This is a genomic window from Thiohalomonas denitrificans (assembly GCF_900102855.1).
In the GTDB taxonomy this organism is placed as follows: domain Bacteria; phylum Pseudomonadota; class Gammaproteobacteria; order Thiohalomonadales; family Thiohalomonadaceae; genus Thiohalomonas; species Thiohalomonas denitrificans.
The window spans coordinates 36858-51052 of record NZ_FMWD01000008.1; the positions used below are offsets into that span (position 1 = coordinate 36858).

At 61.5% G+C, this 14195-nt stretch carries 15 protein-coding genes and 1 tRNA gene; 8 read left to right on the forward strand and 8 right to left on the reverse strand.

The window, feature by feature from the left end; translation table 11 throughout:
• Positions 1-96: 96 nt before the first annotated feature.
• Positions 97-2139 carry an oligopeptidase A gene (gene prlC / locus BLP65_RS12830; protein ID WP_092997938.1) on the reverse strand — a complete coding sequence of 681 codons (2043 nt, stop codon included), beginning with the start codon at positions 2137-2139 and terminating at the stop codon, positions 97-99.
• A 137-nt stretch (positions 2140-2276) separates the two neighbouring features.
• Between prlC and BLP65_RS12835 the strand changes: the two genes are divergently transcribed.
• The 5 genes from BLP65_RS12835 to BLP65_RS12855 all read left to right on the forward strand — a co-directional run bounded on the left by BLP65_RS12835 (position 2277) and on the right by BLP65_RS12855 (position 6519).
• Positions 2277-3257: a serine/threonine protein kinase gene (locus BLP65_RS12835; protein ID WP_092997941.1), complete on the forward strand. Its 981-nt coding sequence runs from the start codon at positions 2277-2279 to the stop codon at positions 3255-3257.
• A gap of 239 nt (positions 3258-3496) precedes the next feature.
• Positions 3497-4843, forward strand: coding sequence for a glutathione-disulfide reductase (gorA, locus tag BLP65_RS12840; protein ID WP_092997944.1), 1347 nt, complete (start codon positions 3497-3499; stop codon positions 4841-4843).
• A 114-nt stretch (positions 4844-4957) separates the two neighbouring features.
• Positions 4958-5479 carry a gamma carbonic anhydrase family protein gene (locus tag BLP65_RS12845; protein WP_092997947.1) on the forward strand — a complete coding sequence of 174 codons (522 nt, stop codon included), beginning with the start codon at positions 4958-4960 and terminating at the stop codon, positions 5477-5479.
• A gap of 104 nt (positions 5480-5583) precedes the next feature.
• Positions 5584-5994, forward strand: a complete 411-nt coding sequence (locus tag BLP65_RS12850; protein WP_092997950.1) for an RNA recognition motif domain-containing protein — start codon at positions 5584-5586, stop codon at positions 5992-5994.
• Between the two features lie 3 nt (positions 5995-5997).
• Positions 5998-6519 carry an RNA recognition motif domain-containing protein gene (locus BLP65_RS12855; RefSeq protein WP_092997953.1) on the forward strand — a complete coding sequence of 174 codons (522 nt, stop codon included), beginning with the start codon at positions 5998-6000 and terminating at the stop codon, positions 6517-6519.
• Between the two features lie 230 nt (positions 6520-6749).
• Here BLP65_RS12855 and aroE read toward each other — a convergent pair whose 3' ends face one another.
• The 5 genes from aroE to BLP65_RS12880 form a co-directional block, all read right to left on the reverse strand.
• Positions 6750-7598 (reverse strand): shikimate dehydrogenase, encoded by an 849-nt coding sequence (gene aroE, locus BLP65_RS12860; protein WP_092997956.1) that lies wholly within the window; start codon positions 7596-7598, stop codon positions 6750-6752.
• A gap of 79 nt (positions 7599-7677) precedes the next feature.
• Positions 7678-8931 carry an inorganic phosphate transporter gene (locus tag BLP65_RS12865; RefSeq protein ID WP_092997960.1) on the reverse strand — a complete coding sequence of 418 codons (1254 nt, stop codon included), beginning with the start codon at positions 8929-8931 and terminating at the stop codon, positions 7678-7680.
• Positions 8932-8947: 16 nt separating this feature from the next.
• Positions 8948-9628 (reverse strand): TIGR00153 family protein, encoded by a 681-nt coding sequence (locus BLP65_RS12870; RefSeq protein ID WP_092997963.1) that lies wholly within the window; start codon positions 9626-9628, stop codon positions 8948-8950.
• 66 nt (positions 9629-9694) lie between these two features.
• A complete protein-coding gene (locus BLP65_RS12875) occupies positions 9695-10384 on the reverse strand; it encodes a hypothetical protein (RefSeq protein ID WP_092997966.1) in 690 nt (229 codons plus the stop codon).
• A gap of 176 nt (positions 10385-10560) precedes the next feature.
• Positions 10561-10637 (reverse strand) — tRNA-Asp (locus BLP65_RS12880).
• A 154-nt stretch (positions 10638-10791) separates the two neighbouring features.
• Between BLP65_RS12880 and BLP65_RS12885 the strand changes: the two genes are divergently transcribed.
• The 3 genes from BLP65_RS12885 to BLP65_RS12895 are packed head-to-tail and all read left to right on the forward strand — an operon-like array spanning position 10792 to position 11949.
• Entirely contained in the window at positions 10792-11142 is a 351-nt protein-coding gene (locus BLP65_RS12885) for a hypothetical protein (protein WP_092997969.1), read from the forward strand.
• Positions 11143-11198: 56 nt separating this feature from the next.
• Positions 11199-11657, forward strand: coding sequence for a CBS domain-containing protein (locus BLP65_RS12890; RefSeq protein WP_092997972.1), 459 nt, complete (start codon positions 11199-11201; stop codon positions 11655-11657).
• A gap of 19 nt (positions 11658-11676) precedes the next feature.
• A complete protein-coding gene (locus BLP65_RS12895) occupies positions 11677-11949 on the forward strand; it encodes a hypothetical protein (RefSeq protein ID WP_092997975.1) in 273 nt (90 codons plus the stop codon).
• A 4-nt stretch (positions 11950-11953) separates the two neighbouring features.
• On the opposite strand, the gene BLP65_RS12900 is transcribed toward BLP65_RS12895, so the two are convergent.
• Together BLP65_RS12900 and BLP65_RS12905 are read right to left on the reverse strand one after the other, a co-directional pair.
• Positions 11954-12325 carry a DUF6763 family protein gene (locus BLP65_RS12900; protein ID WP_092997978.1) on the reverse strand — a complete coding sequence of 124 codons (372 nt, stop codon included), beginning with the start codon at positions 12323-12325 and terminating at the stop codon, positions 11954-11956.
• A 169-nt stretch (positions 12326-12494) separates the two neighbouring features.
• Positions 12495-13820, reverse strand: coding sequence for a single-stranded DNA-binding protein (locus BLP65_RS12905; RefSeq protein WP_092997981.1), 1326 nt, complete (start codon positions 13818-13820; stop codon positions 12495-12497).
• Positions 13821-14195 lie beyond the last annotated feature (375 nt).

A 14195-nucleotide genomic window follows, 5' to 3' on the forward strand; every position in this document is an offset into this window, starting at 1 on the left:
GTGGTTCACGGAGGGCACACGGAGTGCCTTGCAAGTCGAATCATTGTAGTACGTTTCTCTGTGTGCTCAGTGGTTCAAGGCAGTGATAATGAACCATCAAGCGGCGATTCCGCTGTGTCGCAACAGTGCATCAATTTGCGGTTTGCGGCCACGGAATTCCATGAAAAGCTCCATCGGGTCACGGGCGCCCCCCTGCTCCAGGATGGCTTCGAGAAAGGCGGCTCCGGTCTCGCGGTTGAAGATTCCCTCTTCTTCGAAGCGTGAGAAGGCATCCGCCGACAGCACTTCGGCCCACTTGTAGCTGTAGTAACCGGCGGCGTATCCCCCGGAAAAGATATGTGCAAAGCCGTGCTGAAAGCGATTGTATTCGGGCGGGCGGACGACGGCCACCTCGGCCCGGACATCGTCGAGCACCTCCTGGATACGCCCACCCCGGGCAGGGTCATACTCCAGGTGCAGGCGGAAGTCGAACAGGCTGAATTCCAGTTGCCGTACCATGAACATCCCCACATTGAAGTTGCGCGACGCCTTCAGCTTATCGAACAGCGCCTCCGGCAACGGTTCCCCGGTGCGGTAATGGGCGGCGAATAGGTCTATCGCCTCCCGCTCCCAGCACCAGTTTTCCATGAACTGGCTGGGCAGTTCCACCGCGTCCCAGGGCACGCCGTTGATGCCGGAGACATCGGCGTAATCCACCCGCGTGAGCATGTGGTGCAGTCCGTGGCCGAACTCGTGGAACAGGGTGGTGAGCTCGTCGTGGGTGAGCAGTGCGGGGTCCTCGCCCACCGGCGGTGCGAAATTGCAGGTGAGAAAGGCGACCGGATTCTGGATGGTGCCGTCCTCGAGCCGGCGCCGGCTGATGCACTCGTCCATCCAGGCGCCGCCGCGTTTGTGGGGTCGGGCATAGAGATCCAGATAAAAGCCGCCGCGCGGTTGATCCTCGTTGTCCCGTATCTCGTAAAAGCGCACATCCTCATGCCAGACCGGTACGCCCTTCACCTCGCGGATGTCGATGCCGTAGAGGCGCTTCACCACTGAAAACATGCCGGGTACCACGCGTTCGGCGGGAAAGTAGGGCTTCAGCTCCTCCTGTGAGAAGTCGTAACGTGCCTGCCGCAGTTTTTCGGCGTAGTAACCGATATCCCAGGCCTGGAGCGACTCGAGTCCGTCGCGTTCACGGGCGAAGGTGGTGAGTTCGTCCAGTTCATGGCGGGCCAGGGCAACGGAACGGCTGGCCAGGTCACGGAGAAAATTCACCACCTGCCGGGGTGATTCGGCCATCTTGGTGGCCAGGGAACGTTCGGCATAGTTGGCAAAGCCGAGTAGTTCCGCCTGCTCGTGACGCAGACGCAGGATCTCCTCCATGATTTCGCTGTTGTCCCACTGGCCGGCCCGGGGGCCGCGATCCGAGGCGCGGGTGCTGAATGCCTGGTAGATCTCCTCCCGTAGTGGACGGTCGTCGGCGTGGGTCATGACGGCGAAATAGGAGGGGAACTCCAGGGTGACCAGCCAGCCTTCCAGTCCCTCGCGCTCGGCATACTGGCGCAGTAGCCCTTTGGCCGATTCGGGGAGTCCCGCCAGCCGCTCTTCATCGGCCAGGGATTTCTGCCAGCCGTGGGTGGCGTCCAGCAGGTTTTCATCAAAGCGCGAGGTCAGCCGCGAAAGCTCCTGGCTGACGGCCTTGAAACGCTCCTGCTTGTCTCCCGGCAGGTCGATACCGGTAAGGCGGAAGTCTCGCAGGGCATCATCGATGACCTTGCGCTGTGCGGTGTCCAGCTGCTGGTATTCCGGACCTTCGGCAATCGCTGTGAAGGCACGGAACAGCTCTGCATTCTGGCCAAGTTCGGTGTGATAGGTGCTGATCTTGCTGCGGCAGTTGTTGTAGGCCTCCCGCAGAGGCTCGGAATTGACCACCGCGTTCATGTGGCTGATGGGCGAAAATACCCGCCCCAGGCGATCTTCCATCGCCTCGAGCGGCTCGACCAGATTGTTCCAGCCGTAGGGGCCGCCGGAAGAGAGCAGGGACTCGAGGGTGGCGCGATTTTCGGTCAGAACCGTATCGACAGCGGGTTCGGCGTGTTCGGGACGGATGTCCTGAAAGGGCGGCAGACCGGTCATCTCCAGCAGCGGATTGGGCATGGTGCTCCTCGGTTAGCAGTGGCGGATTCGAAAAATGGACGAAAGGGCTACTCCATGCCCCGGTTACATGTCAGCATCGGGTGCAAGGCGTAGGCTTACAAGGAACCATTTTAACTCACTCACCCATAGGATGCGTTTTGTCCCATCCCTACGATTCACTGACTCCGGAAACGATTCTCGATGCAATCGAGGCCGTCGGTTATCTGCCTACGGGCGGGCTGCTGGCGCTCAACAGTTACGAAAACCGCGTCTACCAGATCGCCCTCGACGATGGCAGCTTCCTGGTGGCGAAGTTCTATCGCCCCGACCGCTGGTCGGATGCCGCCATTCTGGAAGAGCATGCCTTTACCCTCGAACTGGCGGAGCGGGAGATCCCGGTGGTGGCGCCGCTGGCCGGAGAGGAGGGTGAAACGCTGCATCGGCAGGGCGGGTTCCGGTATGCGCTGTTTCCCCGGCGCGGCGGCCGGGCACCGGAACTGGATGATGCCGAGGTGCGATTCCGGATCGGTCGTTTACTGGGCCGGATCCATGCCGTGGGGGCAACGCGAACCTTTCGGGAGCGACCCGGCATCGGGCCGGAATTGGGGCGATCGGCGGTGTCCTGGCTCCTGGAGAATGACTGGCTTCCGCCGGAGCACCGCAGTCAATACGAACAGCTGGCGAAGGAGCTACTGGAGAGCATCGAGGCGGCCTTCGCATCGATCTCCGACCTGGGTATTCAGCGTCTTCACGGCGACTGTCACCCCGGCAATATCCTCTGGACGGAAGCCGGCGCCCACTTCGTCGACCTGGACGATAGCCGTAATGGTCCGGCGATACAGGATCTGTGGATGCTGGTCTCGGGGGAGGGGATCGAGCTGCGCGAGCAGATGTTCGATGTCCTCGCCGGTTATGAGGAGTTCCATGACTTCGATTTTCGCGAGTTGCGGCTCATCGAACCCCTGCGGGCGCTTCGTATTCTCAACTATGCCGGCTGGCTGGCGCGTCGCTGGGACGATCCCGCCTTTCCGCGGGCGTTCCCCTGGTTCGAGTCGGGGACCTACTGGGATGAACACATCATGACGCTGCGGGAGCAGCTGCGCCGTATCGAAGTATCCGCGCAGGAAGACGACGTCTGAAAAGCGGTTTCGGATTTTGGGCAAAAAAAAGGGAAGGCGAGGGAGCCTTCCCAAATTGGGGGTGTAACTGCAGGGGGTCGATCAATATCTGAGTTACGTGCTCAGGTTAGAGTCGCGCACCGTTTTAGTCAAGTATTGCTTTGGCGGTGCCGAAGACTGATACCCTCCGCAAGCGCCGAATTGCTACAATTCGACCTGCCCAAGCCTTTAGAACTCAAGAAGAAAACGGGGAAAAGTCAATGCCCAAACACTACGACCTCATCGCCATCGGTGCCGGTTCCGGCGGGCTCTCCGCCGCTGAACGTGCCGCTCTCTACGGCAAAAAGGCCGCCGTAATCGAAAAGGCCCGGCTCGGGGGTACCTGCGTCAACGTCGGCTGTGTTCCCAAGAAAGTGATGTGGAGCGCCGCTGCCATCTCCCATGCCCTGGCGGATGCGCGCGGCTACGGCTTCGATGTGGTGGTCAACGACTTCGACTGGACGCAGCTGGTGGAGTCCCGGGACCGTTTCATCCAGGGGATCAACGACTGGTATACCACCTACCTGGCCGATTCCAATGTGGATGTCATCAGAGGCGAGGCGCGTTTCGTGGATGCCCATACGGTGGAGGTTAACGGCGAGCAGTACAGTGCTGACCACATCGTTGTTGCGCCGGGCGGCGAACCCATCGTGCCGCCCGTCCCGGGCGCCGAGCACGGTATTACTTCCGATGGTTTCTTCGCCCTCAAAGAGCAGCCCGGGCGGGTAGCGGTCGTGGGTGGCGGCTATATCGGCGTGGAAGTTGCCGGTCTGCTGCGCTCGCTGGGCAGCGAAGTCGATCTGCTGGTGCGATCCAGCGGTTTCCTGCGCGGTTTTGATGCAGTCGTGCGGGAGGGGCTGATGGAGGAGATGGTGAACGCCGGCGTGAACATCCTCTCCTACACCCAGGTGGAATCCATGGAGAAGGGCGAGGACGGCAAGTTGAATGTTCACTGCACTGGCGGACATGAGCTGACCGGCTTTGATGCCTTGATCTGGGCGGTCGGTCGCCGGCCTCTGACCGGCACTCTCAACCTGGAAGCCGCGGGGATCGAACTGGAGGATGGTTGTATCCCTACCGATGAGTTTCAGAACACCCGGGTGCCGGGAGTCTATGCGGTCGGTGACGCCACCGGCCGTGCCCAGCTCACCCCGGTAGCGATCGCTGCAGCACGTCGGTTGTGTGACCGGCTCTTCGGTGGGCAGAGCGAGCGCCGCCTGGATTACGAAAATATCCCCAGCGTGGTATTCAGCCATCCCCCCATCGGGACCGTGGGGCTGACCGAAACCGAGGCCCGGGAGATTCACGGGGAAGCGGTCAAGATTTATCAGACCCGCTTCACACCCATGTATCACGCTCTTACGGAGCACAAGACCCAGACCGCCATGAAGCTGGTCTGTGTCGGTGCGCAGGAAAAGGTCGTGGGTTGCCACATGATCGGGCATGGGGTCGACGAAATGCTCCAGGGCTTTGCCGTTGCGATTCGCATGGGCGCCACCAAGAAGGACTTTGATGACACCGTTGCCATTCATCCCACCAGTTCCGAAGAGCTGGTGACGATGCGCTGAGGATCACCGCAGGGGCGTGTGCAGCGTAATCTTTACCGCATGTGGTGAGCGGGGGAGCCTCTTTCGAGGCAAATTTCCGCGTCTTTCTGCTGAGCCATTCGGGGAGCGAAAGCCATGATTCGAGTGTTTCGCGACTTCACCCCGGCCATCGATGCCACGGCCTACGTGGATGAGGCGGCCGTCGTGATCGGTAATGTGACGATCGGACCGCAGAGCTCCATCTGGCCGGGTGTCGTGCTGCGGGGCGATGTCAATGCCATCCACGTAGGCGCCCGCACCAGTATTCAGGATGGTACGGTCCTGCATGTCACCCATGATCACGACCAGGCGCCCGGCGGGTTCCCCTGTCGCGTCGGGGATGAGGTGACCGTCGGCCATAATGTCACGCTGCATGGATGCACGGTCGAGGATCGCTGTCTCATCGGCATGGGCGCGATCGTCCTCGACGGTGCAGTCGTGCGTTCCGGTGCACTGCTGGCGGCGGGGAGTCTGGTCCCGCCCGGACGGGACCTCGAGGGTGGTTACCTCTGGCTGGGGAGTCCGGTTCGCCGGGGGCGGGTGCTTTCGACGGAAGAGCGTGAGCGGTTCACCTATCAGGCGGCGCAGTACGTGTCGCTTGCGGAAGCCTATCGCTGAACCCGAGTCCGTTCTATGCTTTCGACACGGGCTTGCACGGGCTTGCTTCTCGGCCTGTGCCCCACCAGGCAAAAACAGGGATTCGTGTCAAAGGGAGTGCGAGCATGGAGCTTTTTGTCGGTTACCTCCCCCCCGGTATCGATTCGGGCGGTTTGCGCACGGCATTCCGGCGCAGCGCCTTTCTTCCCCCTTGGATGATTCGTTCAGCCAGGATCGTCCAGCTTCAGGACCGTAACGGGTGTGTCGGTCGCTACGGACGCGTCGCGTTGACTTCCCGGCTCGCCGGCCACTATGCGAAGCGGTTCATGGCTAAACGGGGGTTGCACGGCTACCGGGTGAGTGTGCGGGAGTTCCATCACCGGGCCGCCGGTAATGAGCGGCGGGCGCTCAATTGGCGACTACGGTACTGGGGGGGCGTCGAACGTCGCCAGGGCGAGCGGCGGACCTTTTCCGAAACCGCCCTGGCGGGCATTTCCCTTCGTGCCGATCCGCGTCAAGAGCTGCAACTGGACTGATTCATGCAGATTTTCGTGGGCAATCTGCCCGATTCGATAACCGGTGACGATTTGCGCCGCTTTTTCCGAGGTTACGGGCGATGTTCAGGTTTTCTGATCATCAACAAGTTGGTAGAGGGCCGCATCAATCATTGCGCCTATGGTGTGATCGAGCCGGACCCGGAGGCGCGCCGCGCCATCCGTGAACTCCATCAGCGGGAGCTCAAGGGCCGGCCGGTGGAGGTCACCGAACATACGGAGCCCGAGCGTAGACGCCCCCGCAGGATGCCCTGGAGGGGTCCCGATCGGCGACGCCGGCGGCCATGGCTGGCACAACCGCTGATTGTGGACGACCGACGCAAGACCGAGAGACGTTCCGAGGAGCGGCGGGAGCAGGAGCGCAGGGCTGTGGATCGCCGTTCGCCGGTCCAGAGGCAGCCGCCCTCCAGCGCCGGAGAGACGCCCTTCATCGAGCAGCGGGTGGCTCAGCGCCGTGTCGCTGAGCGACGTCGCGGCGAACGGCGCCGGCAGGAGCGCCGGTCCTAGTGCCTCCTCACAGGTCGCTTTTGGGTTGATATCCAGCGCTCCTGAAGAACTTGACGAATCCCTTGAATTTCGAACCACGGGGAACACGGGGCGCACGGGGAGAAAATAATCCGAACAACTTGTTTTTACCCCGTGGTCCCCGTGTACCCCGTGGCTACCAGTTCTTCAGTACTTCAGTGATTCGGGCCTGTGCAGCAGGGGGGTACGGCTCGCAAAGAAAACCGGCGTCGTCAGCCCGCCAGCTCGCGACGAAGGGCCTCAATCACCGGTCCGGTCTCGGGCCGGACACCGCGCCAGATGAAGAAGGATTCCGCCGCCTGTGCGACCAGCATGCCGAGACCGTCGTGGGCTGCGGTCGCCCCGTGCCGGCGGGCCCATTGAATGAACGCGGTGGGCCGGGCGGCGTACATCATGTCGTAACAGGCCCCGTCTTTGCCCAGCACGGTGTCCGGCAGGGGAGGAACTTCGCCCTGCAGACTGGCGGCAGTGCCGTTGATGATGACATCGAATTGCCGGCCTTTCAGATCGTCGAATCCGCACCCGTTTACCGTTCCCATCGAGGCAAAGGCGCTCGCCAGCTCCTCGGCCCTGGCAACCGTACGGTTGGCAATCCACAGCTCGGCGGGCCCCTGATCGAGGAGCGGCTCAAGTACCCCCCGTACCGCACCACCGGCACCGAGGATCAGCACTCGGCACCCTGTCAGGGTGACTCCGAGGCGTGAGAGGTCGTTTACCAGTCCGATGCCATCCGTATTATCGCCAGACCGGCTCCCATCTTCATGAAGGGTTACGGTGTTAACCGCGCCGGCACGCTCCGCCCGCGGACTGCGTCGATCCACCAGCCGCCAGGCCTCCTGCTTGAACGGCACAGTGACATTTAGCCCCTTGCCACCGTTCGCCTGGAAGTTGCCCACCGCCTGATCGAATCCGCCGGGCTCCACCAGAATGGCGGTATAGGTCAGCCGTTGCCCCGTCTGTTCCGCGAACAGGGCATGGATGCGGGGCGATTTGCTGTGGGCGATGGGGTTGCCCATCACCGCATAGGCGTCCGGTTTGGCATCAAAATCGAGGAGAGACATGGGCTTGCGATGGTTGTGAACCGGTCCGCAGGGTAGCTTTTGCTGCGCCAGTCGGCAATTTTAATGTTGGTGTTCTGGCTTAGCCGAAGATCCCCTTGAGGATGTAGAAGAAGGTGATCGCGAGTATCGCCCCGGCCGGCAGGGTGATGATCCAGGAAAGAAAGATCGTCCGGACGACGTGTAGATCGAGGGCCGCAATGCAGCAGGAAAACCCGACCCCGAGTACGGCACCGACCAGTGTATGGGTGGTGGAGATGGGCAGGCCGGTTCCGGAGGCCACCACCACCGTAGTGGCGGCGGCGAGTTCGCAGGCAAAACCGCGGCTCGGCGTCAGTTCCGTAATCCCCCGCCCCACGGTAGCCATTACGCGGTGACCATAGGTGACCAGGCCGATCACGATGCCGACGCCGCCGAGCAGCAGGATCCACGTGGGCATTGCTATCTCTTGCGCCACTACGCCGCCGCTCTGGACGATGCCCACGACTGCGGCCAGCGGACCGACGGCATTGGCCACGTCGTTGGAACCATGGGCGAAGGCCATGGCACAGGCGGTGAAGAGCATCAGGACCGCGAAGACTTTCTCCACGTTGGCATAGTGGAACGTGCGATCGGCGGCCGGATCGAAACGCAGGCGTTCGATCATGATCTTGCCAAGCACCATCACGGCCAATCCGATCACCGCTGCTATCCCGTAGGCTTCGCCGGTGCTGAACTCCAGCCCGATATGTTTCAGGCCCTTGTAGAGGGTAACCAGCGTGAGCATGAAGCCGGTCAGAAAGATGTAGCCCGGTACGTAGCGCTTGGCATTCGCGAGCGGATCGTCGGTATCAAGAATCAGACGCTGCACACTGACAAACAGCCAGTAGGAGAGAATCCCCGCCACCGCCGGTGAAATGACCCAACTGATGACAATGGTCCCGATCTTGGGCCAGTGAACCGCCTCGACGCCGATCCCGACCGCCGCGAAGCCGACGATCGCGCCGACGATGGAGTGGGTGGTGGAGACCGGCCAGCCCATGCGGGAGGCTATCAGCAGCCAGATACCGGCTGCCAGCAGGGAGGCGAGCATTCCGTAGACAAGCAGCTCGGGGGTCCCGACCAACAGGTCCGAATCGATCATCCCCTTGCGGATGGTCTGGGTTACCTGTCCACCCGCCAGATAGGCGCCGGAGAATTCGAAGACGGCGGCGATCACGACCGCCTGCCGTACTGTCAGCGCCTTGGAGCCCACCGAGGTGCCCATGGCATTGGCGACGTCGTTCGCACCCACGCCCCAGGCCATGAACACACCAAAAATACAGGCCAATACAATAAAGGTGATTGCGTATTCCATCCTCGCCTCCGACCGTTCAGCGCGCCAGCATCAGTTCGAGGCGACTGCCTACGCGCTGAGCCAGATCGGCGAGGTCGCCAATCCATTCGATGATGCGGTACATGAACATGACGTCGACCGGCGGCAACTCCTTCTCCTGCTTGAACAGCAGGGCCCGGATCTCCACCTGCATGGCGTCGGTGTCGGATTCGATCCTGTCCAGTTCGGTGATCATCGACTGAACCAGCTCCACTTCGTGGCCCCGAAAGCCGGTTTCCACCAACTCGTCCAGTTCATCGATCACGGAACGGGCCTGCCCACTGGCATCCACACAGCGGCGTACGAAATTCAGGATCGGTGGTCCGATTGGGTCGGGGAAGGTCATTCGGCGCCCCAGGATCAGCCCGGCAATGTCCTTGGCCTTGTTGGCGATACGGTCCTGGACAGTGAGCACTTCCAGCAGATCCCGTCGGGACATGGCCATCAACCAGCCGCTCGGGAGGTGCAGCCGCAGGTCGTGCTTGAGGTCGTCGGCCGCATCTTCCAGTTCGGCGATTCGCTGCTGTTCGGCCGCGGCGCGCTCCCAGTCACCTGCGAGTACCGCCTCGAAAAAGGGGATCAGTTCCGAAATGCACGCCTGCACTTCTTCCATGTGCTTTTGTAGCGGGGCGACGGGCGAGGTCCCGAACAGGCTGGAGATATAGTTTCTGGGGGCCATTGGGTTCACTGGTGTTTAAAACTTGCGCGGATTATACCCGTGAGACCGCTGCGACCACAAAAGCCTCTACTTCGCCAGATGGTCCCGCTGCATTGTGGCCAGTCCCTCCCGGTAGTGATCGAACATCACCGCGAGTCGCATGAACACATCATCCAGGCCGAATCCGCGTGCCAGTTGGTGTCGGGATGCCCGTTCGAAAGAGGATTGGCCGAATTCGGCATAATAACCGGGCGAGACCGGACGGCGACCGAAATGGTAGCGCTGCTCGAGCCACTGCATCTGCAATCCGGTCAGCCAAAGGGCATAATTGCCGACATGGGCGTAGGTGACAAAAGCGCGTCTGGGGTCCGCTTCATCGGCTTCGGCAATGAGTTCGACCACATAGTGGTGTGGCTCCCGATCCCCCGGCTCGACCCGGAAGACCCGGTCGGTCCGAACGAATAGCGCCAGCAGATTGGCCAGGTAGTTCAGCACCCGGCGGTCCAGCATGGTCCGCGGTCGGCCCAGCGATCGGCGTAGCAATACGCTGAATAGCAGAAAAGGAGAGATACCGAGCATCAACTGCCGCCGATCGTGGATCAGTTGATAGATGTAGTCGCTGGTCAGCATCGATTCGATCGTGGAGGGGAGCGTCTCCAGCACCCGCGCAATGGCCTCGTAGTTGTCGCCGGGCTGGGGCATGTTTTCGATCAGAAGGCGAAGATCGCCTGAGGTCAGGGTGCCAAGGTCGGTGTGAGCAAAATCCGGTCTGCTCATGGCGCAAGCTCCAGTTTCGCCGCTGTATACCTCAACTAAAAGCACTCCCGCACGCCCCGTCAAGGGCAAACAGGCTGGAGGTTCATCGCAAGAGGCGATCAAGGCGTGGCATGGACCACCAGGTACCAAACCGGGGCTGGAACGAAAAAGGCCGTCCCGAAGGGACGGCCTTTGTTTGGCGGAGCGGACGGGACTCGAACCCGCGACCCCCGGCGTGACAGGCCGGTATTCTAACCAGCTGAACTACCGCTCCAGAGCCGCGGCATTCTACGGCATTGGACGCCTGCGTCAACTCTTTTTGACGCAGGGTTGCGCCTGCCCGGAGAGCGCGTCCGGATGCAAGGATTCTCAGCCGTCGCCAGGTTTGCTAATCTGTTATTCCATAACAAATTCGTAGGGAATTAACTGTGAGTGCACCCGTCATCAAGACAGCGATTCCCAAGCGGCGTTATCAGCTCGGCGAATTCCTGGTTACGGTACTGGGCGAGGTCGAGAGTGGGGATGGCGTCGACTATCGCTACATCATGGCCGTTGTTCAGGAGGCCAATCCAAAGCCGAATCTGTTTCTGTCCATCGAGCCTAACAGTGGCGAGATTGGCGAAGGACGCTGGGCATTGCGGGTCTCGATGCCCGACGGGTCCCAGGTGATCGGTGCCTCCGACAAGTGGGGCGATCTCGATACCTTCACCCGCGAAGGACTCAGCATGGTCCAGAAGATACTCGCTCTGGAGGATGAGATGGCCTATCAGCTGGCTTGACCGCACTCCCCGGTCTATGGTTTTCGGCAGTGCAGTCGTCTGCTGTGAGGCCGAACATGAATGTCACCGACGTGATGCAGCGCAGTGTCAGGATCTGCGACACGAACACAACCCTGGAAAAGGCCGGCTTGTCGATGTGGGATGGCGACTGCGGTGCCCTGCCCGTGGTGGATGAATCGGGTCGGGCGGTGGGGATTGTTACCGATCGGGATATCGCCATGACGGCCGCCCTGAACCACAAACCGCTTTGGGAGATGAAGTGCGGTGAACTCGTGGGTTCCCGGCCGCTTTACACCTGCCAGGCCGACGACGACGTCAAGCAGGCCGTCAAGACGATGTGGGCGCAGAGGGTCAGGCGGTTGCCCGTCATTGACGGGGAGGGGGAGCTGGTGGGCATCCTGTCGATGGATGATATCGTCGCCAGTGCGGAACGCGGAAGCCGCGGGCGACTAACGCCGGACCTTTCCTATGATGACGCCATGAATGCCCTCAAGGCCGTAGTCCACCACCATTAATTAAGGGTTGGGCGCGGGAATGGCTTCGGCTTCTGCGGAACGGATACAGGCCCGCGAGGCGGCAGCGGGCGTGCTGAAAGACCTGAAACTGGAGGCGTTTCTGTTCGAAGTGGAGGCCGAGGGCGGGGAGTGGAGCATCGAAGTGGGCTGTGAATCCCACCTGGGGTGGACCACCATCCAACTGTCCGCATCCAAAGAGCGGCTGCTTGCCAGTCAATTTAGTCGAACAGTACGGCGCCGGATGGCTGGTGAATGGCTAAATCGGCTCGGCGTCTGCCGCCGGCACCGGTAATTAGTCACTCTTCCTCCTTGCCAAGGTCCTTGTCGGCCCATTCGTCACCTCGGTACTCCTCGTCGGGGCCACGGGTACGTTCATGGGCCTCCTGATACGGCTCTTCCCACTCCTCGGGCTTCATGTCCGAATCCATGTAGACCAGGTCGCCCCGGGTCTCTTCGTCCATGGGCCCGGTCCAGTCCTCGGGGGGCTCGATGGACTCCAAATCCATCAGGTACCACTCTTCCAGATCCCACTCCTCGACATTGCCGTCGAAGTGCTGGATCTCGACCGTGCCGGCATCCTCCTCCAGTGAAACCACCTCGAAGCGCTGGCTTTTTTCGACCTTGTCGCGGTACCAGTTACCCACTATCGGATCCAAATCGCTCGGCATGATTCACCTCCGTATGAGATTGCCCAAAGTCTAGGAGCCTGTCCGAGAATAGCGATCGGAAACAGACGTTCTGATCCCTGATTTTATTTCGGTCTTGGCGAGAGCCTGTCCCAAGAGCCATTGTTCATTACATCCGGTGTTCTCTGTGTTCTCTGTGGTAAAAAATCTGTTAGCTGGCGAAGCGCTCCTCCCACTCTTCGTTTTCCCGCAGGGTGGTCTGCAGCAGACGCCGGATCTGGGCGGTGGTGTTCTTCTTGACCTGTCGTAGCGGGATACCGGTGGTTGCCACCAGGTTCAGGATGCTCGGATCGGCGGCCCGGGAGCGCAGCGTCAGGATCAAATCCGCCTGTTCGGGACTGCGTACCGTACGGGCATCGAGACGCATGTCACGAATCACCCGCTCCACCGAATCGCGGGAGAGGGCGTGGGCATGAATGCGAAGAGGGTGGGCGGGTTCCTCCATCGGCTGCGGCTGCCTGCATTCGGGTACGACTGCGGGCGCCGGCCGCGGCGTCTCGCTGTCCCCGGCGATGGTTCCGAAACGAACTCCGTGAGGGGCTCTGCCCATCAACAGCTGGTCGACTGCAGTGGCGCTGTCGGGATGAACGGTGAAGGTCTCCCGATCGGTCAGCTCGATCACCACCTCGAAGGTGGGCGAGCTCTTGCGTTCGTTGACGCTCTTGCGGCTGCGGCGAAAACGCGCTTCTTCATCACTCAGTGTGACGGTCTGTACGCCGCCCACCAGGTCGGCGAGGGTGGGGTTTCTCACCAGATTGTCGAGGCTGTTGCCGTGTGCGGTGGCGATCAACTGGACGCCGCGCTCGGCAATGGTGCGGGCGGCGAGGGTCTCTTCAGCGGTACCAATCTCGTCGACGATAATCGCCTCCGGCATGTGATTCTCCACCGCCTCGATCATGACTGCATGCTGCCGGTTCGGATGCGGTACCTGCATGCGCCGGGCGCGCCCGATGGCCGGGTGGGGAACATCCCCATCGCCGGCGATCTCGTTGGAGGTATCCACCACCACCACGCGCCGATCGAACTCATCGGCCAGCACCCGGGCGATCTCCCGCAGTTTCGTGGTCTTGCCGACTCCGGGCCGGCCCAGCAGCAGCAGGCTCTTGCCGCCCTCGACATACTCCCGAATCAGATCGATGGTGCCTTGCATCGCGCGCCCCACGCGCAGGGTCAGGCCGACGATCTCGCCGCGACGGTTGCGCAGTGCGGAAATGCGGTGCAGCGTGCCCTCGATCCCGGCACGGTTGTCGGCGCCGAAATCACCCAGACCCGAAACGACTTCGGTCAGCAGTTCGCGCGAAATGGGCCGGTCCGAAAGCTCCACGGCTCCGCGCGCCAGTCGGGCCTGGGGAGTCCGCCCGAGGTCCAGAATGATCTCCAGCAGCTGATCGGCAGGCAGTGCCTCCACGGCCGCCCGCAAGGGGCCTGGCAGTGTCGCGGTCAACAGGCGCAGATCATCGGTAATGGTCTGTTTCATGGCCTTCTCTTCACTAACAAAACGGTATGTCTATTGGGTCTTTTGGGCGGGCGTAAGTTCCCGGAGTGTTTAACCGCAAAGGACGCAAAGGGCGCAAAGAAAAGCAAATCGGGTTGCACCGCAGAGACGCGGAGTACGCGGAGGTCCCCGGAGTATAATTTTTGGGGTAGGAGCGGCGCCTCGCCGCGATAGGCGACGGAAAGAGCGTCCCAACGGTGGGCCTCGTTGTTTTTGCGGGATTACCTCTGCAAATCCCTGCGTACTCTGCGCCTCTGCGGTGCGTTCTTTTCCGTGTCTTCTTCGCGCTCTTTGCGTCTTTGCGGTTAACGCCGTGTCGGCTGCGGGCTACAATAGCGCCTCTGTTACGGAGCCTGA